13 protein-coding genes are annotated in these 24,212 nt (G+C 29.7%); all 13 read left to right on the plus strand.

Annotated elements, in window-relative coordinates:
* Nucleotides 1–1,065, plus strand: a 1,065-nt coding sequence (locus tag ACRDBA_RS06155) for a carbohydrate ABC transporter substrate-binding protein (RefSeq protein WP_438572051.1), incomplete at its 5' end; no start/stop codon positions are given.
* 167 nt (nucleotides 1,066–1,232) lie between these two features.
* Entirely contained in the window at nucleotides 1,233–4,034 is a 2,802-nt protein-coding gene (locus tag ACRDBA_RS06160; RefSeq protein WP_438572052.1) for a glycoside hydrolase domain-containing protein, read from the plus strand.
* Between the two features lie 178 nt (nucleotides 4,035–4,212).
* Complete coding sequence (locus tag ACRDBA_RS06165) at nucleotides 4,213–4,743, plus strand: hypothetical protein (RefSeq protein WP_438572053.1); 531 nt, start codon at nucleotides 4,213–4,215, stop codon at nucleotides 4,741–4,743.
* Between the two features lie 517 nt (nucleotides 4,744–5,260).
* Entirely contained in the window at nucleotides 5,261–5,509 is a 249-nt protein-coding gene (locus ACRDBA_RS06170) for a TM1266 family iron-only hydrogenase system putative regulator (RefSeq protein WP_438572054.1), read from the plus strand.
* 24 nt (nucleotides 5,510–5,533) lie between these two features.
* Nucleotides 5,534–6,643 (plus strand): [FeFe] hydrogenase H-cluster radical SAM maturase HydE, encoded by a 1,110-nt coding sequence (hydE, locus tag ACRDBA_RS06175; RefSeq protein ID WP_438572055.1) that lies wholly within the window; start codon nucleotides 5,534–5,536, stop codon nucleotides 6,641–6,643.
* A gap of 12 nt (nucleotides 6,644–6,655) precedes the next feature.
* Complete coding sequence (hydG, locus tag ACRDBA_RS06180) at nucleotides 6,656–8,032, plus strand: [FeFe] hydrogenase H-cluster radical SAM maturase HydG (RefSeq protein WP_438572056.1); 1,377 nt, start codon at nucleotides 6,656–6,658, stop codon at nucleotides 8,030–8,032.
* Nucleotides 8,033–8,097: 65 nt separating this feature from the next.
* Nucleotides 8,098–9,282 carry a [FeFe] hydrogenase H-cluster maturation GTPase HydF gene (gene hydF / locus ACRDBA_RS06185; RefSeq protein ID WP_438572057.1) on the plus strand — a complete coding sequence of 395 codons (1,185 nt, stop codon included), beginning with the start codon at nucleotides 8,098–8,100 and terminating at the stop codon, nucleotides 9,280–9,282.
* Between the two features lie 217 nt (nucleotides 9,283–9,499).
* On the plus strand, nucleotides 9,500–14,011 hold the full coding sequence (locus tag ACRDBA_RS06190; protein ID WP_438572058.1) for a beta-N-acetylglucosaminidase domain-containing protein: 4,512 nt from the start codon (nucleotides 9,500–9,502) through the stop codon (nucleotides 14,009–14,011).
* A 359-nt stretch (nucleotides 14,012–14,370) separates the two neighbouring features.
* Complete coding sequence (msrB, locus tag ACRDBA_RS06195) at nucleotides 14,371–14,817, plus strand: peptide-methionine (R)-S-oxide reductase MsrB (RefSeq protein ID WP_438572059.1); 447 nt, start codon at nucleotides 14,371–14,373, stop codon at nucleotides 14,815–14,817.
* 126 nt (nucleotides 14,818–14,943) lie between these two features.
* Nucleotides 14,944–16,107: an AI-2E family transporter gene (locus tag ACRDBA_RS06200; RefSeq protein WP_438572060.1), complete on the plus strand. Its 1,164-nt coding sequence runs from the start codon at nucleotides 14,944–14,946 to the stop codon at nucleotides 16,105–16,107.
* 158 nt (nucleotides 16,108–16,265) lie between these two features.
* On the plus strand, nucleotides 16,266–17,402 hold the full coding sequence (locus tag ACRDBA_RS06205; protein WP_438572061.1) for a YibE/F family protein: 1,137 nt from the start codon (nucleotides 16,266–16,268) through the stop codon (nucleotides 17,400–17,402).
* Between the two features lie 360 nt (nucleotides 17,403–17,762).
* The gene (locus tag ACRDBA_RS06210) at nucleotides 17,763–23,525 is read left to right on the plus strand and encodes a 5'-nucleotidase C-terminal domain-containing protein (protein ID WP_438572062.1); all 5,763 of its coding nucleotides are present in this window, start codon (nucleotides 17,763–17,765) and stop codon (nucleotides 23,523–23,525) included.
* A gap of 112 nt (nucleotides 23,526–23,637) precedes the next feature.
* Nucleotides 23,638–24,192: a maltose acetyltransferase domain-containing protein gene (locus tag ACRDBA_RS06215; RefSeq protein WP_438572063.1), complete on the plus strand. Its 555-nt coding sequence runs from the start codon at nucleotides 23,638–23,640 to the stop codon at nucleotides 24,190–24,192.
* The last annotated feature ends 20 nt before the right edge of the window (nucleotides 24,193–24,212 follow it).

A 24,212-nucleotide genomic window follows, 5' to 3' on the forward strand; every position in this document is an offset into this window, starting at 1 on the left:
TTAGCAACAGGAAGACCTGAAGCTTTAACTGAAACTTTTGTAAAGGAACAAGCATTACATGATTTATCAGGAGTTTTAGATAAAACTGTACCAGGTGAAGATGTAACTGTAAAAGAAAAAATCTTACCAGGATTTTTAGACACAGCTTCAACTAACCCTTACGGAGATGGAAAAACTTATTTAGCACCGCTATTCTATAGTCCAACAGGATTATTCTATAATAAAGGATTATTTGAATCAAAGGGATATTCAGTTCCAAAAACTTGGGATGAAATGTTTGCTTTAGGAGAAAAAGCAAAGGCAGATGGAATGTCATTATTAACATACTCAACTGCAGGATACTGGGATTGTACAATACCAGCTATGTTAGCAGCAGCAGGAGGAATTGAAGCATTTGATTCAGCAATGAATTATGAAGAAGGTTTCTGGACTTCAGAAGCAGCTACTAAGGCTTTAGATACTGTAGCTAAATTAAAAGATTATATTGAACCAACAGTTGTTGCTAATGCAAACCCACAAGGTTTCATGAACAACCAACAGTTATTATTAGATAACAAAGCATTATTTATTCCATGTGGAACTTGGTTACCAGATGAAATGAAGGATGCTCCAAGAGCAGAAGGATTTGATTGGGGATTCATGGCATACCCAGCATATAAAGAAGGTGGAGATGCTTATTCATTAAACTTCTTCGAACAAATGTATATTCCAAAGGAAGCTTCAAATAAAGAATTAGCTGAAGAATTCATGGCTTATATGTATAGTGATGAAGCGGTTGCAATAATAGCTGAAAATGCTAAAGCTGTTGTACCAGTAGAAGGAGCAATAGAAATTGCAGGTAACTACTTAGATCCACTACAAGTAGAAATGTTCAGTATCTATGATAATGGAGCATTACCGATAATGGGTAACTTTGCTGCGACAGAATCAGTTGAAGGATTAAACTTCTCAGATATATATGTTGGAACAGTTGACTCAATTATGAGTGGTGATAAAACTGTTGCTGACTGGCAAAAAGAATTAACAGAAGCTAGCGATAAGTTAAGAGCTGCTTTAATAAAATAATAAATTAATTAAGAAAGGGATATATCCATAGGATATGTCCCTTTTTATTTATATGTATATACTTTTAAATAAAAAATATAAAGAATGTATTAATAAAATTAATACAAATATAGACAGAAAAGATAAAATAAGGTAAAATTAAAATGAAAAAGTAAGGGGGAGATAATATGAGAAAATATTTTAAACTTATTTCAAAAGTATTGACTTTATTTATGATTACTATGATTGCAACACAATCTGGTTATTCAAAAGTTAATGCAGAAGAAAACAATAGTTATACAACTGTTGTAAACGATTCTAATACAGGGGATGGAATAAATCAATTTAAGTATTATGGTACTTGGGGCGTAAGCACTGGTTATCCTCAATTTTATAATGGAGATGAACATTGGAGTAATGCTGCTAGTTGGAATGGTGCTCCAGAAAATATCTATTATACAGTTAAATTTGAAGGAACTAAAATAGATGTTTATGGTAATAAGCAACCAGGATTAGGAATTTATGCTGTCTCTATAGATGGTGGAGAAGAAGTAGAAGTAGATGCATATAATCAAACAAGTATTTATCAACAATTAATATATAGTAGTCCAGAATTAGAAGAAGGAATTCATACTTTAAAAGTAAGAGCAACTGGAAAGAAAACTGGATCTGCGCCTGATATGCAAGTAGATTATGCAAAAATATATCATAGTAAGATAGAAGCTAGAGAAGTGGAATTATCAAGCAATGATATTACTATTGAAAGTGGATTATCACATACGTTATTAGCTAATGTAATACCACAAAATGCTTCAGATAGAGAAATAGTTTGGTCATCAGAAAATGAAGCAATTGCAACTGTCGAAGATGGAACCGTTATAGGTGTTTTAGAAGGAACTACTAAAATAAGAGCTACAGTTAAAAATACAAATGTTTATTCAGAATGTAATGTAACTGTAACAAAGGCTGGTAGCATTTTATCAGCATCAGTAGGTAGTCCAGATAGACATTATATGCAAGGAGATTATGAAGAAGTAAGTAAAATGGCTCAAACTTCATGGTCAGGAATTGGATGGATTGGAGATATATTAAATTCAGAAATAGTTTTATGGACAAAAGGTAAGGATGTAAGTAATGCAAAGTTAACTTCAAGCAATTTTGTTAATGCTGAAGGAAATACAATAGATTCTTCAAATATAGAATTAACTTTCTTAAAAGAAGTATCAGCTCATGTTGGTAGAGGCTTCTCATGGGGGAACATACCAGGTAGCAATGTGCCAAGAGAAATGGTTCCAGATGTTTTATATACATCAGAGCCTATTGATATTGCAAAAGAAAGAGTTCAACCAGTTTGGGTAAATATAAATATTCCTAGAGATGCAAAGCCAGGAATCTATACGGGTACAATTAATGTAGAAGCTGATGGGTTAGAAGAAGTAATAGCACTTAGATATTCATTTGAAGTTTTAGATGTTACTCAACCTGAAGCAACAGAAAATGAATTCCATTTAGAATTATGGCAATACCCATATACATTTGCTAGATATTATGAGGTAGAACCATTCTCAGAAGAATTCTTTGAAAAAATAAAACCACAAATGGAGTCATATAGAGATGCTGGTGGAAAATCTATTACAACAACTATAGTAGAAGATCCATGGAATCAACAAACATACGATAAATATCCATCAATGGTAAAATGGACAAAGAAAACAGATGGAACTTTTGAGTACGATTTTGATCATTTTGATAAATGGGTTCAATTTAATTTAGATTTAGGAATAACTAAGCAAATTACTGCATTTAGTATGATTCCTTGGGACAACAGAATAATATACTTTGATGAAGCTCAAAACAGAGATGTTCAAGAAAAACCAGCACCAGGTAGTGCAAGATGGAATGAACTTTGGAATGACTTTATAGATGAATTTATAATTCATCTAGATGAAAAGGGATGGTTTGAAAAGACTTATATAGCAATGGATGAAAGACCATTAAGCACAATGATTCCTGTATTAGATTTACTTGAAAGTAAACCTAATAAAGATGGGGAAACATTAAAAGTATCAGGAGCTATGAACTACAAGTCTTTAGATAGAACTATACTAGATAGAATAGAAGATATTTCAATAAACTTAGGGCATGTAAATCACAATAATGATGATGTTAGAGAGTTAACTGAGCATAGAAAAAGCTTAGGATTAAATACTACACTTTATACATGTGTTGGAGATTATCCAAGTAGTTTCACTAGAAGTAATCCATCAGAAAGTGCATGGACTATATGGTATTCTGCATCACAAGGAACTAACGGATACCTAAGATGGGCATTTGATGCTTGGGTTAAAGATCCGTTAACATCAGTTGACCATTGGTATTGGGAATCAGGAGATCCATTCTTTGTATATCCTGGAGATAAGAATGATGATGTTCCAACACCAAGAAGCACTCCAAGATATGAAAGATTACAAGAAGGTATTAGAGATGTAGAAAAATTAAACTACATTAGAAGAAATACTACTGAATTAAATGATGAAATAGATGCTTTATTAGGAAGTATTCAAAGAGCTTATGGAAAAACTAATCCATGGGGAGCTAATGAAGCTGGAAGTCAAGCTAATAAGGATTTAATTGATTCAGAAGTAGCTAGATTAAGAACAGGATTAATGGAAATTACAAAACAATATATTGAAATAAGGGATAAAGAAGAAGCAGAAATAATAGTATCAAAAGTTCAAAACCTTGAAGTTAATGAAGTAACTAAGAACTCAGTTACTTTAGCTTGGGAAGCTCCTGAAACTGTAGTCGGATTACAAGAATATGTAATATATAAAGATGGTAAGGAAATTGCTACTGTACCAGCAGCTGAATTAACATTTACAGAGGCAGAATTAAGAGCTAATACAATTTACGGATTTAAGGTAGTGGCTAAATATTCAAATGGAGAAAAGTCAAAACCAGTATCATTAAATGTAAGAACTTTAAAATAATTAATAAAATAGACTTGAGAAATCAAGTCTATTTTTATGCTAAAAAACAAAATGTATGATATAGTTTTGCAAAATTTTCAGAAAAATATAAAATTTCACCACATTATACATACAGAATATGGTATAATAAGTTTGGAAAATAAATAATCTGGGTTATGTTTTAAGGGAGGAAGGAACTATGCAAAAAACACAAGAAAATATACCAACAGGTCAAAGTAGAGTAATTTTACAATTTGGTGTACAACACCAAAATAATACAATTGGAATAATGGTTGGAAGCGATATGAGAATGCCAATAATGCAAAAGAATTTTGAGGAAGCATTTAAGACTGAAGAAGTAAATAAGGCATTTTCAGCTATAAGTAGAGCTTTAATAGAATTATTTGAGTTAGAAAAAAATAAAGAAGAAATAATCAAGGTTATTGATGCAAATACAGTAAACAAAATGGCATTTCCATTAGTTACTTTAAATATGTTACAAACAATGAATGAAGAAAAGGGTGGAATTCAAATAACTCCATTTTTTGATATCAAACATGAAAACGCTTTAAAAATAACTAGTGAAAAAAGATGTATAGCATTTAAAGGATTTTTAGAGCAAAATAAAGATTTATTACAACCAGGATGTTTTAGAGTTATAGATGCTGTTATGAATGCAATAAGAGAATATAATCAAAGTAAGGCAGAAGAAGCTGCTGTTACAAATTAATTTATACTTATATGAAAGTTGTTCTAAATTAGGGCAACTTTTATTTTAGAAAAATATAAATTAAGACTAGGTATTTTAGAAAAATATATGGTCTAAGTTTATATAATTTTTAAATTAAGAATATATTTTTAATTTAAAAATATATTTAAATATTGAGAAGAATTTTTAGCCATATAAGTAGTAACAATTGACAATTAGGGGAATATGGTATTAGTATACAATTAATAAATATTATTAATTAACTTTAGTTATTTACAGGGTAACCTTGATAATTATTGAATTTAAATAAATATCTAACAGAAAAGAGAAATCTAATCTGAAAGAATAGTAGATGCGTATAAATATTATATTTTAATTAAAAGAAAAGATTATGAGTTTAAATGTAGTTAATTCTACGTTTAATTTGTGTATTTCTTTTTATGCTTTAAATATTTGTGAGTCTAACTTTCTTTTAGAGAAGTTTAGGCTCATTTTTTATATGTTTAGATATGCTATAAAGACAAAGGGAGATTGTTAAATGAAGAAAATAGCTATAATAAGTGCAATTTTAGAAGAGCCATCAAGCTGTCAACAAGAATTTAATGATGTAGTAGCAACATTTAGGGGAAGTATTAGAGGGCGGATGGGAATACCTTTTGAAGAAGGAGTTTCTGTAATATCTATTACTTTAGTAGGTGAACTTAATGAAATAAATAGTCTAACTGGAAAGTTAGGAAATATAAAAGGTGTAAAAGTAAAAACAGCAATTTCTAAGGTTGAAATTTAAAATATGATACAGGATGTGATTTATATGCAGGTTTTAGAAATAATAGATAAATTATATAAAGAAAATAATGCATCTAAAGAAGAGTTATTATTTTTATTAGAAAATTTAACAGAAGAAGATAAAGAAGTATTAGTTGAAAAGGCTCATTTAACTAGAATGAAAACTTATGGAGATAAGGTATACATGAGGGGTTTAATAGAGTTTACTAATTTTTGCAAAAGAGATTGTGTTTATTGTGGAATTAGAAGAAGTAATAAAAAGGCAGATAGATATAGACTAACGTATGAAGATATTATGGAGTGTGCTGATATTGGAGATAAGTTAGGGTATAAAACATATGTGCTTCAAGGTGGAGAAGATGATTATTTTACAGATGAAAGAATGGTTGAAATAATTAAGGGAATAAAGAAAAAATATCCTAACAATGCAATAACATTATCCTTAGGAGAAAGAAGTTATGAGTCTTATAAGAAGATGTTTGAAGCAGGAGCAGATAGGTATTTATTAAGACATGAAACAGCAAATGAAGAGTTATATAAATCATTACATCCAGGAACATCTTTTGATGAAAGACGAAAGTGCTTATTAAATTTAAAAGAAATAGGTTTCCAAATAGGAGCAGGATTTATGGTAGGAATACCTAATCAAACTAATGATGATTTAGTAAAGGATTTGCTATTTGTTAAGGGATTGGAGCCACATATGTGTGGGATTGGCCCATTTATACCTCATCAAGATACACCACTTAAAGATGAAAAGGCAGGTACAGTTGAAAAAACAACTACAATGTTAGCCTTAGTAAGGTTATTATTACCTAATGTTTTATTACCATCAACAACTGCATTAGGAAGTATAGATCCAAATGGAAGAGAAAAGGGGATAAAGGCTGGAGGTAATGTAGTTATGCCTAATTTATCACCAACAAGTGTTAGAGAAAAATATTCATTATATGATGGCAAGATATGTACGGGAGATGAGGCTGCTGAGTGCAGACTTTGTATAGAAGGTAGAATAAAAAGTGCAGGGTTTTCAGTAGAAGTTACTAGAGGAGACAATGTTGCTTGGGCAAAGGAAAATGGAGTAATAGATGAGAATGATAAAAAAATTAAAGCAGATTTTAATATAAGTATTTAAGGGGGCAAAGTAATGTTTATAAATCATGAATATATAGAAAATATTTTAAAAGAAGCAAAGGATGTAAGTAAAGAAGAAATTGAATTAGTGTTAGAAAAGGCTAAAAAGAGAGAAGGTCTTTCACATAAGGATATTGCTATATTACTTCAATCTGAAGATAAAGAACAATTAGATGAAATGTACAAGCTTGCAGGAGAAATAAAGGAATCAATTTATGGAAAGAGAGTAGTAGTTTTTGCGCCTATTTATGTAAGTGATTACTGTGTAAATAATTGTGTTTATTGTGGGTATAAAAATTGTAATGACTTTAAGAGAAGAAAGCTTACACAAGAAGAAGTGGCAGAAGAAGTTAGAATACTAGAAAAGATGGGGCATAAAAGATTAGCATTAGAATTAGGTGAAGATCCAGTAAATGCACCAATAGATTATGTTTTAGAGTGTTTAGATACTATTTATAAAACTCAAAATAATAACGGAACTATAAGAAGGGTAAATGTTAATATAGCAGCTACATCTGTAGAAAATTATAAAAAATTAAAGGATGCTAGTATAGGAACATATATATTATTCCAAGAAACTTATCATAAGCCTACTTATGAAGATATGCATCCAAAATCATTAAAGGGAGATTATACTTATCATTTAACAGCTTTTGATAGAGCTATGGAAGCGGGTATAGATGACGTTGGTGCAGGTGTATTATTTGGTCTTGCAGATCCTAAATTTGAGATATTAGCTTTAATGATGCATAATGAGCATTTAGAAGAAAAATATGGAGTTGGATTCCATACAGTATCATTCCCAAGATTAAAAAAGGCAGCCGGAATGGATTTAGAAAGTTTCCCTAATTTAATTGATGATGAAACATTTAAAAAAATAGTTGCTATAACTAGAATAGCAATACCTTTCACTGGAATAATAATGTCAACTAGAGAAACAGCTGAAATGAGAAGAGAATTATTAAAATATGGTGTTTCTCAAGTAAGTGCTGGCTCAAGCACAGGTGTAGGTGGATATAAGGAAAGAGAAAATGGAACAGAAGTACTTCAATTTAAAACTTCAGATGAAAGATCACCACTTGAGGTTTTAAAAGCGTTATTAGATGATGGATATATTCCAAGCTATTGTACTGCATGCTATAGAAAAGGCAGAACTGGTGAAAGATTTATGAAACTTGCAAAATCAGGAAATATACAATATGTATGTGAACCTAATGCGATAATGACATTAATGGAATTTGCATTAGATTATGGGGACAAAGAAATACTAGAAAAAGCTGAAGAAGTAATAAAAAGGGAAGCTGAAAGAATAAAAAGAGATGATATAAAGAAGCTTTTAAAGAATAACTTAGAAAAGTTGAAAAATGGACAAAGAGATTTATATTTATAATTAATATTTTAGGGGAACGTACTATGTATAATAAGACGTTCTCCTATATTCTAGGGGAGAGAAATATGAATACAACACCAAATTCTAATAGAAAGCATATTGCTATATACGGGAAGACTAATTCAGGAAAATCATCATTAATGAACAGATTTTTAAATCAAGAAGTATCATTAGTATCAGATGTAGAAGGAACTACAACAGATCCTGTACAAAAAGCAATGGAATTAATACCATTTGGACCAGTATTATTTATTGATACAGCAGGATTAAACGATGAAACTAAGTTAGGTGCAAAAAGAGTAGAAAAGACATTAGAATTTCTTAAAAGAACTGATTTAGCAATTTATTTAATGGATGGGACAGATTTAGACAAAGAATTATATCATGAAATGAAGTTGAAGTTTAAGAAATATAATATACCACATCTTCTTGTAATAAATAAAATTGATAAGTTAGATGAAGAAAGTAAGAAAAAGATAAAAGAAGATTTAAAAGATTCATTATTTATTTCATCAAAGACAAATTATGGAGTAGATGATTTAAAGGGAAAAGTAATAAGTATTTTACAAGAGGGGGAAGATGAAATACCTATAATTGGAGATTTACTACCGTATAATAGTAAAGTTATATTAGTAGTTCCTATAGATTCAGAGGCTCCAAAAGGGAGAATAATACTTCCGCAGGTTCAATGTATAAGAGATTGTTTAGATCATGGAATTAAAAGTTATGTAGTAAGGGATACAGAGCTTGAAGAAGCATTAAATGATATAAAGGATGTTGACCTAGTAGTTACAGATTCACAAGCATTTAAAAAAGTAGATAAGATAGTTCCAAAGAATATAAAACTTACTAGCTTTTCAATATTATTTGCAAGGCATAAAGGCGATATCTCAGCTTTTGTTGAAGGAGCTAATAAAGTTAGAGAGTTAACTAAAGACTCAAAAATACTTATATCAGAAAGTTGCTCTCATAACGTTTCTCATGAAGATATAGGAAGAGTGAAAATTCCAAATATGTTAAATAAATATGTTGGGCATAATCTAAACTATGAATATAGAGTAGGGCATGATTTCCCAGAAAATATAGAACAATATGACTTAATTATACATTGTGGAGCATGTATGATTAATAGAAAGACAGTCTTAAATAGAGTAAGATTGTGCAAGGAAAAATCTGTATCAATTACTAATTATGGAATTATAATGGCATATCTAACAGGTATATTAAATAGAGTTATAGAAGTTATTTAAATAGAATGTAAATATAGAGAACTTTTAATAATATATAAAATAAAAAAATAAAATATTGTAAATATTTATTAAAATGTGATAAAATGGAATAGAAAGGTAAATATGGATAAATTAAGGCGTGTAATCAATTAAGTTGAGCAAGAGCCACAATAAGATTGTACAGTCTTATTGTGGTTCTTTTTTAATTTATTCATAAAAAAAGTAAGGGGGAGAATATATGCAAAAGAGGTTTAAAAAGTTTTGCACAGTTATGGTTGCTTCGGCAGTAGCAGTTTCTAATTTAGCTGGAAGTATGGTAGTTTCAGCAGAAGAAATAGCTTCACCAAAGCAATATGAAATCTATCCTGTACCACATTCAGTTGAATATGCAGGTGGAGATTTCAATGTTGGAACAGATGTAAATGTTATCTATGAAACAGGGATTGATATTTACACTAGAAATCGTGTTGAGGAGGTATTAGAATCTCACAACATTAATGCAACAGTTTCAGAAGGGATTGTTGAAGAAAAAACAAATATACTAGTTGGGATTAATGATTCAGGAGAAAGTGTAGATACATACTTTAATGAAAATGTAGCTCACGAAGAATCATTCTTTGAAAAAAGGGATTCAAACTTAGTATATGTTAATGAAGGAGTTATCGGAGTTTTAGGAAATAATACAGATAGCTCATTTTATGGTGTAACAACTTTAAAACATGTATTTAATCAATTAGAAGATAATGTAATAGAAAACTTTAGAGTAGATGATTATGCAGATGTTGCATATAGAGGTTTCATAGAAGGGTACTATGGAAATCCATGGTCTAATGAAGATAGAGCTGAATTAATGAAATATGGTGGAGATTATAAGTTAAATCAATATATCTTTGCTCCAAAGGATGATCCTTATCATAACTCAAAATGGAGAGAGTTATATCCAGAAGCTGAGCTTCAAGAAATTAAAAAGTTAGCTAGAGTTGGTAATGAAACTAAGAATAGATATGTTTATGCATTACATCCATTTATGTATAATGCTGTTCGTTTTAATACTGAGGAAAACTATCAAGCTGATTTAAATGTTATAAAAGCTAAGTTCTCTCAATTATTAGAAGCTGAAGTTAGACAATTTGGTATTTTAGCTGATGATGCAGGTGTGCCAGCACAAGGGCCAAGCTCCTATGTTAAATTATTAAATGACTTAACAGTTTGGTTAGAAGAGCAAAAAGAAACTTATCCAGATTTAAAGACAGATTTAATATTCTGTCCAAATGATTATATGGGTAATGGTAGCTCAACTCAATTAAAAGAAGTTAATAAGGCTGGAGATAATGTTAGCATAGTAATGACAGGTGGTAGAATTTGGGGTGAAGTAAGTCAAAACTTTACTACAAACTTTATTAATAATATTGCAACAGAAGGTAATCCAGGTAGAGCTCCATATTTATGGATTAACTGGCCTTGTTCAGATAACTCAAAAGAGCATTTAATTATGGGTGGAAATAATACATTCTTACACCCAGGTGTAGACCCAAGCACAGTTAAAGGTATAGTATTAAATCCAATGCAACAAGCAGAAGCAAATAAATCAGCTCTATTTGCAATATCAGATTATGCATGGAACATTTGGGATACTAAAGCAGATGCAGATAAAAACTGGGAAGATTCATTTAAATATATGGATCATGGAACAGCAGAAGATACTAATTCTTCAATGGCATTAAGAGAAATCAGTAAACACATGATTAATCAAAATATGGATGGACGTGTTACTGCGTTACAAGAATCAGTAGAATTAGCTCCAAAGTTAAATGCTTTTAAAGCTAAATATGAAAGTGGTGCTAGTATTATAGAAGATGCTGATAGTTTAATTGAAGAATTTACTAAGTTAAAAGATTCAGCAGCTTATTATAAAGAAAATCCAGGTAATCCTAGAACTCGTGATCAAATAGTTTATTGGTTAAATTGTTGGGATGATACAATGGATGCTGCAATAGGATATTTAAATGCAGCAAAGGCAGTTGAACAAGGAACTAATGACGAAGTTTGGACTGAGTATTCAAATGCTCAAGCAGCTTTTGAAAAATCAAAAACTTATAAATTCTGGTATGTTGACCATTATGAAAAAGCTGAAGTTGGAGTTCAACATATAGTTCCATTTATTAAATTTATGGGACAAAACTTATCTAATATTGTATCTTCAATAGTAGATCCAAACAGAGTAATTACTTCATTTATTACAAATCGTACTGATACACCATCAGGAAAAATAGAAAATGCATTTGATGGAAAAGCAGAAACAGAAATTGTTTATAAAACACCTAATACAATTAATGAAGGAACTTATGTTGGATTAAAATATAGTACTCAAATTGAAATAAATAATGTTCAATTCTTAATGGGTGCAGCAGCAAACTTAAATGATACTATGTTAGATGCAAAAATACAGTACACTGAAGATGGAACTAACTGGGTTGACTTAAATGATGAGGTTTATCACTTACCTCAAGATATAAAGATAGAAGATATCAATATTAAAGCTAAGGGAATTAGAATGGTTGCAACTACTACTAAGAATAATACTTGGTTAGGTGTTAGAGATATTATCGTTAACAAAGGTGCAACAGATGATAATTCACCAATAGAACCAACAGTTGTAAGAACACCAGGATGGGCTGTTTATAGCGGAAGTGAAAGTAATTTATTAGATGATAATGACAATTCAAGTGTTTGGTATAAAACACATACAGGTGATATGACTCGTGTAGGAGATTATATTGGTTTAGATTTAGGAAAAGTTATTAATGTAGGAAAGGTTCATTTTGTAGTAGGTAGTGATAATGCTGATAAATGGACTGAATATAAGTTAGAATATTCAACAGATAATGTTAATTGGACGACTTATAAAGAGTATGAAGGTAAAGCAAGTGGAAAAGACATCATTGATGAAGATCTTGAAGGTGTAGAAGCAAGATATGTAAGACTTGTTAACTTAAAAGAATTAAATAAATGGGTTAAGTTCTCAGAACTTAAAGTAGAAAGATGTACTACAGTTCCTTCAACAGCAAATGTTTATACTAATGCTGATACAGGAATTAAATCTATGTATACAGATTCAATGACTAATTTAGTACCACAAGAAAATATTACTTTAAATTCAGGAGAGTATATAGGGGTTAAGTTAAATCGTATAAAAGATTTAAGCAACATAAACCTAGCAACTTCAAATATGGATGGATTAACATTACAATCTTCAATGAATGCCATTGAATGGAATAATGTTGATGATTCTAATTTAGCAGATGCTCGTTATGTCAGAGTAATAGCAGATAAGACTGTAACATTTAACTTAGAAAAATTTGAAGTAGAGTCAAATGAAGTATATGAGCCATCATTAGTAAGCTCTTATACTGGAGTATATGGAGATGGTAATGCAAAGGCTGCATTAGATGGAAACTTAAATTCATCTGTTAAATTTGGTGGTGCACCAAGAACAGGAGATACAATAGTTTACGATTTAGGACAAGTTATTAATATTAATAATCTTAAGTACACAGTTTTAGATACTGAAAAAGATCATATTAGAGATGGTAAATTCCAAGTATCTTTAGATGGAGAAGAGTGGATAGATGTTATTACAATTGGTGATGGTATTGAAAATCCACAAAATGATTTAGATTCAAAACCAGGTGATAATGGATATAAGCATGGAAGTATTTCAAATGGTATAATTCCAATATCACATAGCTATGTTGAAGGTGAAAACTTAGATATAGATGCTAGATATGTAAGAGTATTATTTACGGCTGGTTACCCATACCGTTGGAGTGTAATTAATGAAATATTAATTAATAACGGTGCATATGTACAAACTACTAATGATCCAACTTATGTATCAAATCCTATAGAAATGAAAGGATTTGAACCAAGCAATGTTAGAGATGGAGATTTAACAACTTCATATAAGCCAAACACTAATAATGGAGAAATAACAAGTGGAAGCTTTACTTATCGTTTATCAGAAAAAACAGATGTTAAAAAGATAAATATAATTCAAAGTGGAAGTGAAATTTCAAATGCTAAGGTTATGGTTAGAACAGGATATACTGAAGCAGGAGAAGAAATTTGGAATGAAATTGCCGTATTAGATAAGAGTTTAAATGAAATAGTGAATACTAAATATGAAAATATATTTGAAATTAGAATTGATTGGAATGGAGTATCTCCAAATATTTATGAAATAATAACAATAAATAATTATGATGCTCCAAATGCAATTGAATTAAGAGATAAATATGAGGAATTAATTAAATTAACAGGTGAAGACTATACTGCTGAAAGCTTTAAGGTATTACAAGATGCTTTAGCTTCTGCAAAGGAAGTTTTAGATAATAATAATGCTTCACAAGAAGAAATAGATAATGCATTAGCATTACTTGTTTCAGCTGAAGAAGGATTAGAATTAAATACTCCTGAAGAAATAGTAGTAGGAAAAGTTAACAATTTAAAAGCAGATTCAACTAATAATTCAGTGGTTTTAACTTGGGAAGCACCAAATACAAATACAGGATTGGTAGAATATGTTATTTATAAAGATGGTAAAGAATTAAGCAGAGTATCAGCAGGAAATGCTGAGTATATAGTGGAAGGATTAAAATCAAATACTATATATGGATTTAAGGTAACTTCTGTTTATTCAAATGGTGAAGAATCAAAGCCAACATCAATAAATATTAGAACAAGAAAGTAATTATGTTGTTTAAGTGAAAAAGTAAAGGTGAAAAGTTAAGAGAGTGGAGTAATATTAATTTGAGAACATCTTTATTCACAGCTTTAGTAAAAAGAAAGAGGTACAACTTTTGTAGAGAGGGTTGTACCTCTTTTTTATTTAATAGAAATAAGGTAAGATTAAATTACTGTGTAATTTTATACTGTATTAATTGTAGGTTATGTTTTTATTAAGAAGTAATTTAAGAATTTAATTAAATAATTTAAGTATAAATTAAGAAAAGACCAAGCAAAATTAATGTATAATTAAAGTTAGAAAACATATAAGATAAAATTAAAAGTTATTTTTAAAAAGTTTTTAAATAATAAGGAGGATTAAAAATGAGTAAATATAGTAAAATGTCAGAAGAGGATTTAAAAAATAATCTTACAGATTTAGAGTATAGAGTAACTCAGGAAAATGCTACTGAACCACCTTTTAGAAATAAATATAATGATAATTTTAAAAAGGGAATATACATAGATATTGCAAGTGGTGAGCCACTTTTTTCATCAAGTGATAAATTTAACTCAGGGTGTGGATGGCCTGCTTTTTCTAAGCCTATTGAAAAGAAATCTATTAAAGAAAAAAGAGATACAACTTATGGGATGGAAAGAATCGAAGTTAGAAGTAAGAATTCTGATTCACACTTAGGTCATTTATTTTGTGATGGACCTTTAGAAAATGGGGGACTTAGATATTGTATAAATTCAGCTTCATTAAAGTTTATTCCATATGAAGAAATGGAAGTCAAAGGCTATGGAGAATACTTGGACATATTTGATTAGATAAATAAAAAGTAAAATTGTTATTAAAAGATAATATTTTGTTAATGATTATAATATTATATTGTATATAAAAGATAAAGTAATTATAATGAATAAAAATATATAAATAAGTGAGAAGAGGAAAATATGAAATTTAATTGGAATGAAAAATACAATACCATATCTGCATACGCTTTTTTAGTGGCTGCATCAGTTATATTGTTTTATTTAGCTATGTCTCAAATAGATCTTTTTACTGATAAGTTAAGTGGGATAATAACCATATTAAATCCGTTTATTATAGGATTTTCTATAGCATATTTACTTAATTTTGTATTAAAATTCTTTGAGAATAAGGCTTTTAAAATTAAGGCACTTAAAAGAATAATGCCTAAATCTACAAGAGGTATAGGAATATTATTTACATATATAACAGCTATATTTGTGTTATCTTTATTTTCTCAATTTGTTTTACCACAAGTTATAGATAGTATATTAGGATTAGTAAATGATATACCAACTTATATTACTAATTCAACCAGGTTAGTAGAAAACATAATATATGATTTAAATATAGAACCAGAATATTTAAATGTAATAAATAGCAATATTCAAGAGCTATTAAATTATATTGTAAAGTTCACAACTAATTTAATCCCTGTATTAGGAGGATTAGTTAGCACAGTATTATCAAGTGTTTGGAACATAGTTTTAGGTATAATAATATCAATTTATTTATTAATAGATAAAGAGAGATTATGTGCTTTATTAAAGAAAATAACTTATTCAATTTTTACAAAAGAGTATTCAGGAAGAATAATTGAATTATCACATAGAAGTAATGATACATTTGGTAAATTCCTAAGTGGAAAGATTTTAGACTCAGGTATAATAGGAGTATTAACATTCTTTATACTTACTATATTTAAGATGCCATATGTAATATTAATTTCAGTAATTATAGGTATTACGAATATAATTCCATTCTTTGGACCATTTATAGGAGCAATACCATCTTTTGTAATTATATTATTTATTTCACCTGTAAAAGCATTATGGTTTTTATTGATAGTATTAGTAATTCAACAAATAGATGGAAATATAATTGGACCTAAAATTTTAGGCGACTCTATAGGGATATCTGCATTTTGGATATTATTCTCTATACTTGTGGCAGGAAAGCTATTAGGTTTAGTAGGTATGATATTAGGAGTTCCTTTATTTGCGGTTATTTACTCTATAATTAAAGAAAATGTAGAGAGAAGGCTAAAGGATAAGGGGCTAAAAACTGATACAAAAGATTATATGTAATTGTAATTTATACAGTATTGCTATTAGCAATACTGTATTTTTATTATATTAGAAGTTAACAAATATTCTTTCCATTAAATTGTTTATATAGTAAGATATTCTTGAGAATGTATATTAAAATTATTTTTAAATAATATGGGATTACAAAGGAGGATGAGATGAGTAAGAGAAAAAAAATTTATCCAATTATAGGAGTATTATTATGCAGCTTAGCAATAATACTTTTATCTAGGTTTATTTTTAAAGGTGGATTTATAGAAGATAAATTTGGAAGAGGAACAGAATATTATAAGGGTGAAGTAGTAAAGGTTATAAGTGATGATTTAAGTGAAGATCAATTTGTAGAAGGTATAGAAGTTGGATTTCAACAAATAGTTGTTAAAGCAAATGAAGGACCATATAAGGGAATTGAATATGAAATAAAAAACCCAGTTAGTAGAACTTATAATTATAAGGTTAAAGAAGGAACAAAGGTTATTTTAGGATCATATATGAATAATAATGAAGTTGTTATGAGTGTGTACAATTATGATAGAAGCTCTATGATATATACTTTAATAGCTTTATTTATGATTGCAGTAATAGTAATTGGAGGAGTAAAAGGAGTAAAATCTTTAGTAGCATTATTATTTACACTCGTTTGTTGTGTATATTTAATGATTCCATTAATGCTTCAAGGGGTTAGTCCAATAGTATCTGGTGTTTTAATTGCTGTGTTAAGTATAGTTGTTACATTAACATTAGTATCCGGAATAAATAAAAAAACTTTAACAGCTATATTAGGTACAATTATAGGTGTTGTAATATCAGGATTAGTAGCTTACATATTTGGGAATTTAACTAATTTATCTGGGTTCACTATGAGTGATTCAGAAAGTTTAATGTATATTTCAGAGAGTACAGGCTTGAAGCTAAAGGGAATAATGTTTGCAGGAATTTTAATAGCTTCATTAGGGGCAGTTATGGATGTAGCTATGTCTATTTCAGCATCAATATTTGAATTAGATAAACATAATAAAAAGTTAACTATAAAAAATTTATTCCAAAGTGGTATGAATATCGGTAGAGATATAATAGGAACAATGACTAATACTTTAATATTAGCATTTGCTGGGGGATCCTTAAGTACTTTAATATTAATTTTTTCAGCTCAAATGCCTTATAATAAATTAATTAATTTAGATATGTTAGGTATTGAAATTATTCAAGGCCTTGCAGGAAGTATAGGTATAGTATTAGCAGTACCTATCACAGCAATAATAGCAAGTTATTATTGTAAAATTCAAAGAAAATAATATTTACTTATAAAGACTTTTAAGAATTAAATCTTGAAAGTCTTTTTTTTATTAAAAAGTTATATGTAAAGTAGAGGTTAAAAAATATTGGATATAAGTTAAATTTACTTGTATTTTCGTGTTGATTAAAAAAGATGTGGTAAAATTAGTGATATATAAGTTAGTTATTTCCATAAAAGTAAAAGAGTTTATTAAGAAAAATTAAAAAAGTCTTCTAAAAATATGTTGAAATAGGAGGAAAAATAAAAAATACATAAGATAAAAGATGAAAAATATTGAATGTTCGTATTTTATATGTTATATTTTATTTGTATGTAATAAAATGTATATATAGGAAAGTGTATGTAGAGGGGGATAAATATGCAAAAAGTACAAAAAAGAACAAAAAAGTTTATTGCAACTTTTGTAGCTATGTTTATGATGTTAAACATAGTATTACCAGAAATCCAAGTGTTTGCAGATATTTTAGCTAAAACAGCTTCACAAATTGCAGCATGGAATTACACAGACGCCGTTTCAAGTGCAACTCTTCCAGCAACAGCAGGGGAATTAAAGGCGGAAGCTGTATTAACAAATTCACAAGGAAATATTCCTACATTTAGCACTGGTAGTATAGCTACTAATGGTTGGGATAATGGGGAAAACTCAAAATTCTGGCATATGAGAATTTCAACTAAGGGGTATGAAAATGTTACTGTGTCAGCAAAGACTCGTTCTTCTAACACAGGGCCAAGAGACTTTAAAGTAATATATAGCGTTGATGGAGGAAGTGAATGGAAAGACGTTCCTGAATCTTCATATCAAATAGCATCAACAACACTTAACTACTATATGAAAGAAAATATTTCACTACCAGAAGATGCTTCTAACTGTGATAGTCTTTTAGTAAGATTTATCATCACTAGTAATACTTCAGTAAATGGAAACACTATATCATCAGGTGGTGCAAGCAATATAAATAACCTTGTATTCAAGGGAACACCAATTAAAGATGATTCAACAGTAGGAGGAGTAGTTGCCACTCCGGGAAACGGATCAGAAATATCAATTGGATCAAAAATTCAGCTTTCAAGTGAAACTGAAGGTGCAACTATAATGCATTCAATAAATGGCAGCGATTTTACAGAATATAATTCAGAAGAAATGGTTACAGTTACAGAATTACCAATGACTTTAGTTGCTTACGGAACTAAAGCAGGTTTAACAGATAGTGTTAAAACAACATTTAACTATACACAAACAAAGGTTCAAAATGTAACAGCAAGTCCTAATGGAGGAGCAGTATTATTAGGAACTAAAGTTTCGCTTTCTACAAAAACAGAAGGAGCAACTATAAAATATTCAGTAGATAATGGACAAACCTGGGGTGATTATCAAGGTGCAATATTGCTTGATACTCTTCCAGCAACAGTTAATGCTTATGCAGTTTCAGAAGGAATGATAGATAGTGCTATATCAACATTTAACTTTACACAAAGAGAGAATAGTGAATATAGCTTATACTTTGGTCAACTTCATTCACATACAAATAATTCAGATGGATTAGGTTCATTAGATGATGCATATAATTATGCTAAAAATGAAGCAGATGTTGATTATCTTGCAGTAACTGACCACTCTAACTCATTTGATAATGATACTTCAGAATCAATGGGTAATGGTGAAACAAGTACAAAATGGAATAATGGTCAAGATGCAGCAGATAAATATACTGATAATGGATTCGTAGGTATTTATGCTTATGAAATGACATGGTCAAATGGAACAGGGCATATTAATACATTTAATACACCTGGGTTTGAAAGCCGTAATAAAAGCGAATATAAGCAACCAGATGCTTTAAAAACATATTACAATCAATTAAAGAACTTCCCAAGTTCATTTTCACAATTAAATCATCCAGGACAAACTTTTGGTGATTTTAATGACTTTGCTCATTATGATGCTGAAATAGACCAATTAATTTCTTTAATAGAAGTTGGTAATGGGGAAGGTCCTGTAAGAGGAAGCGGATATTTCCCTTCATTTGAATACTACACTAGAGCTTTAGATAAAGGATGGCATGTATCTCCAACTAATAACCAAGATAACCATAAAGGTAAATGGGGAAATGCTAATACAACTAGAACTGCAATATTAGCAGATAGTTTAACAAGAGAAAATGTATATGATGCATTAACGAATAGAAGAACTTATGCTACAGAAGATGAAAATTTAAAAATTAAATATACTCTTAACGGTGAAGTTATGGGTACAATTCTTGAAGAAAAGCCTTCAGAAGTTAATATAAAGGTTGATATAGAAGACCCAGATAACGAAGGAATTGGAAAGGTATCAGTTATTTCAAATGGTGGTAAAGTAGTAGCTAGTAAAGTTGTTACATCATCAAAGGAAACAGTTGAATTTAACCTTCCAGCAGATTATTCATATTACTATATAAGAATTGACCAAGCTGATAAGGATATAGCTGTTACAGCTCCAGTTTGGACAGGTGAAGTTGAGAAGGTTGGTATTTCTAAGACAGAAGCAAATACAACTATGCCGATAAAAGGTGAAGAATTCTCAATAAAAACTGATTTATACAACAATGAAAATTCAGATTTAATAGTTAATAGTATTGAATATTTAATAAGTGGTGAAGAAATAAATAAGACTTCAGAAAAATTAACTGTAAAGTCATTAGATACAGCTTCATATTCATTTAATTATACACCAAAAAAAGCAGGGAAATATAACGTAGATGTTAAGGTTTCAGCTTCAATGAATGGTGTTGAAAAAATATTTACAGATGTTTTAAAAATAGAAGTTGCAGATCCAGCAGTAATAAGTAGAGTTGTTATTGATTCAACACACTTTAATGATTACGTTGGTGGTTACTATGCAAATAACATGGGTAACTTTACAGAAATAGCAAATAGAGAAAATGTATCAGTACACATAGAAAAAAATAAAATTACTGATGAAATGTTAGCAGATACACAATTATTAGTTATTACTGCTCCAGCTAAAAAAGCAGGAAATGCTAATGGAGTTACTTATGAACCACAAAGCTTTAGTGATGAATTTATAGCTACTGTTAAAAAATATGTTGATAATGGTGGTAGTATAATAGTTGCTGGTATTGCAAGCTACCAAGATGGTGCAGGAGATTTTGCTACTTCAACACAGCTTAATAAGCTATTAGAAGGTATTGGAGCAACATCAAGAATAAATAAAGACCAAGTAGTAGATGATGAAATTAAAGTTAATAACCAAAACTTTAGACTTGCATTTAATAACTTTAACATGGAATCACCATTCTTAAATGGTGTTGTACCAGAGCAAGTTTATAGTTTCTATAGTGGATGTTCAGTTAACCTTAACGAAGAAGCTGTTAATAGTGGTAAAGCTAAACCATTAGTAAGCGGACATTCTTCAACTTATTCAAATGAACCAAAAACTCCAGGTACACCAGTTGTAGTTCCAAAAGGTGAAGTTGTTGCTTTAGCTGTTGAGGAGCTTTCAGGTGGAGGAAATATGTTCATAGGTGGAACAGTATATATTTCTGACTTTGAAGTAAAGGCTTCATTAGATAATGCAAATGATTTACAATATGCAAATTCAAATATTGCTATAAATATATTAGAATCAGTTAAGAAAGAGTTAGAAGTAACTCCAATAAGAGATGTTGTTAATGCTTCAGAAGGTGAAGTATTTGTAGTAGAAGGTATTGCAACAGCGGGAACTTTAGAAGGAAACGCATTCTTTGATTCAATATACATTCAAGACCAAACAGCTGGTATTAACTTATTCCCAGTTTCAGGGGTAATTATTAAGCCAGGTCAAAAACTAAGAGTTGTAGGTTCTGTATCTTCATATGAAGGTGAAAGACAATTAAATGTATCAAGCTTTGAAGTTATTGATTCATCAGTTAATCCAATTGAACCTAAGGTTGTTACTACAGAAGAAGCTACTAAGGCTGAAAATGTTGGAACATTAATGAAGGTTGAAGGAGTAGTAACTAAGGTTAATGCTAAAAATGGAAATGTAGAATCAATTATAGTAAAAGATAATAGTGGTGTAGAAGCAAGATTATTCATAAATGGATATATTGGATATTCTGATGCAAGCAGCGCTAAAATAGAAGATATTGCAAAAATAGGAAATGTGATTAGTGGTGTAGGATTAGGTTCAGTAGATCCAGAAGGAAGCAGATTAAGAGTAAGAGATAGAAGTGAAATTAAGCTTGTTTCAGAAGGGGTAAAAAATACTGAAATTACAATACTTCATACTAATGATACTCATGGAAGAGTAGAAGCAGATAGTAAAGTAATAGGAATAGATGCTATTTCAGCAATTAAGAAATCAATAGAAAATTCATTACTTGTTGATGCAGGGGATACATTACATGGTCTTCCATTTGCAACAATGAATAGAGGAGCAGATATTGTTGATTTAATGAAAATGGCTGGATATGATTTAATGGTTCCAGGAAATCATGATTTTAATTATGGATATGAAAGATTACTTGAGCTTGCTAATTTAGCATCAACAGGTGAAAAATCATTTGAAATAATATCAGCTAATGTTTTAAAAGATAATAATACAATTTTAAATGCTAATAGCATAAAAGAAATTAATGGAGTTAAAGTTGGATTCTTTGGATTATCAAGTCCAGAAACAGCTTATAAAACAAATCCAAACAACATTAAGGGATTAGAAATTAAAAATCCAGTAGAAACTGCAAAAGCACAAGTAAAAGCATTAAAAGATGCAGGAGTAGATGTAGTAGTTGCATTAGCTCATATTGGAGATGATGAATCAACTGAAATTAAATCAACGGATATAGCAACAGAAGTTGAAGGAATAGATATAATAGTTGATGGTCATAGTCATAGTAAATATGAAAATGGATTAAAAGTAGGAAATACTTTAATAGTAAGTACTGGAGAATACGAAGGAAACTTAGGAAAAGTAACAATTACTTTGGATTCAGAAACTAAGGATATTTTAGGAACAAGTGCAACACTTATTAATAAAGAAGAAGCTTCTAAAGTTGAAGCAGATAAAGAAGTTTCAGATAAAGTAAGCGAAATAAAGAAAGAGCAAGATAAGATATTATCACAAGTAGTTGGAAATACAGTTTCAGACTTAGTAGGGGAAAGAGAATTTGTAAGAGCTGGGGAAACTAATCTAGGTAACTTAATTACAGATGCTATGTTAAATACTACAGGAGCAGAAATTGCTATTACTAATGGTGGTGGAATAAGAGCTAGTATAAAAGCTGGTGATATTACAAAAGGTGATATAGTTGCAGTACTTCCATTTGGAAACTTTATTGTTACTAAGTACTTAACTGGTTCACAAATTAAAGATATAATTGAACATGGTGTTAAAGATGCTCCAAATGTAGCAGGTCAATTCCCACATGTAGCAGGAATGAAATATGTTTATGATGTAGAAAAAGAAGCAGGAAATAGAGTAGTTAAGATAACTATAAATGGAAAAGAAATTGAAATGGATAAAAAATATCTTGTAGCTACTAATGACTTTATGTCAGCAGGTGGAGATGGATACCCTCACTTTGGAGAAGCTAAAACAGAAAATGAATTCTCAGCTTTAAATGAAGCATTAGAAGAATATATTAATGTATTAGGAACAGTTGACTACAAAGTAGAAGGAAGAATAACTGTAGGAAAAGAAGAAATTAAACCAGAAGAAACTAATACAGCTCCAGTAATTAATGCGAAGAATGTAGTAATTAATAAAGGTGATAAATTCGACCCAATGTCAGGAGTAACTGCATGGGATAAAGAAGATGGAATATTAACTAGTAAGATAGAAGTATTAGAAAACACTGTAGATGTAAATAAAGCAGGTGAATACTTAGTAACTTACTCAGTAATTGATAGCAAAGGATTAAAAACTACATTAACAGTTAGAGTTACTGTTAAAGAGGCTTCAATAGAAGTTCCAAATCCAGGTGAAGGAAACAAGCCTGAAGAAGGTGGAGCAAATAATAACAAACCAGAAAATAATTTACCTCAAACAGGTGGAGAAGATTCAAGAGTTATATTTGTTATAGCAGTGGCTATTGTAATAGTAGGAATAGTTCTTATTAGAAAAAGAAAAAGCGTAGCTTAATATTAAGAAGGTGATTTCATATTGGAGTCATCTTCTTTTTATAAAATAATGCAAACGATTGTCTTTATTATTGTTTTTGGTATAATTTAAAATAGGAATAATATAGGAGGTTATGTATATGACTGAAAAAGAAAAAATGATAAAGGGATTACCATATAATCCTGCTGATGAGCAATTAGTAAAGGATAGAACTAATGCAAGAAGATTAATGAGATTATATAACAATACATTAGAAACAGAAGAGGAAGAAAGAAAAGTTATATTGAGAGAACTTCTTGGGAAAACAGGGGATAACTTTTATATAGAGCCAAGTTTCAAATGTGATTATGGATATAACATATATTTAGGTGAAGGATTTTATGCTAACTATGACTGTTTATTTTTAGATGTTAGTGAAATAAGAATAGGGAAAAACTGCTTTGTAGCTCCAGGAGTTCATATATATACAGCAACTCATCCAATAGATCCACAAGAAAGATTAAAATATGAATTTGCAAAGCCTGTTACTATAGGAGATAATGTTTGGATTGGTGGAAGATCTATAATAAATCCTGGAGTTACTGTTGGTAATAATGTAGTAATAGCATCAGGCTCAGTTGTAGTAAAGGATGTTCCTGATAATGTAGTGGTTGGAGGGAATCCAGCTAAGATTATAAAGAAGGTATAACCTTCAAATTTAGTGAAATA

Source organism: Clostridium sp. (assembly GCF_051654825.1).
Taxonomy (GTDB): Bacteria; Bacillota; Clostridia; order Clostridiales; family Clostridiaceae; genus Clostridium.

Bases quoted from the DNA above. Each gene is read 5' to 3' on its own strand.
- msrB (WP_438572059.1), top strand. From the start codon at position 14,371: ATGAGTAAATATAGTAAAATGTCAGAAGAGGATTTAAAAAATAATCTT.
- ACRDBA_RS06170 (WP_438572054.1), top strand. From the start codon at position 5,261: ATGAAGAAAATAGCTATAATAAGTGCAATTTTAGAAGAGCCATCAAGC.
- ACRDBA_RS06160 (WP_438572052.1), top strand. From the start codon at position 1,233: ATGAGAAAATATTTTAAACTTATTTCAAAAGTATTGACTTTATTTATG.
- ACRDBA_RS06215 (WP_438572063.1), top strand. From the start codon at position 23,638: ATGTATATGACTGAAAAAGAAAAAATGATAAAGGGATTACCATATAAT.
- ACRDBA_RS06210 (WP_438572062.1), top strand. From the start codon at position 17,763: ATGCAAAAAGTACAAAAAAGAACAAAAAAGTTTATTGCAACTTTTGTA.
- hydE (WP_438572055.1), top strand. From the start codon at position 5,534: ATGCAGGTTTTAGAAATAATAGATAAATTATATAAAGAAAATAATGCA.
- ACRDBA_RS06205 (WP_438572061.1), top strand. From the start codon at position 16,266: ATGAGTAAGAGAAAAAAAATTTATCCAATTATAGGAGTATTATTATGC.
- ACRDBA_RS06200 (WP_438572060.1), top strand. From the start codon at position 14,944: ATGAAATTTAATTGGAATGAAAAATACAATACCATATCTGCATACGCT.
- hydG (WP_438572056.1), top strand. From the start codon at position 6,656: ATGTTTATAAATCATGAATATATAGAAAATATTTTAAAAGAAGCAAAG.
- ACRDBA_RS06165 (WP_438572053.1), top strand. From the start codon at position 4,213: ATGCAAAAAACACAAGAAAATATACCAACAGGTCAAAGTAGAGTAATT.
- hydF (WP_438572057.1), top strand. From the start codon at position 8,098: ATGAATACAACACCAAATTCTAATAGAAAGCATATTGCTATATACGGG.
- ACRDBA_RS06190 (WP_438572058.1), top strand. From the start codon at position 9,500: ATGCAAAAGAGGTTTAAAAAGTTTTGCACAGTTATGGTTGCTTCGGCA.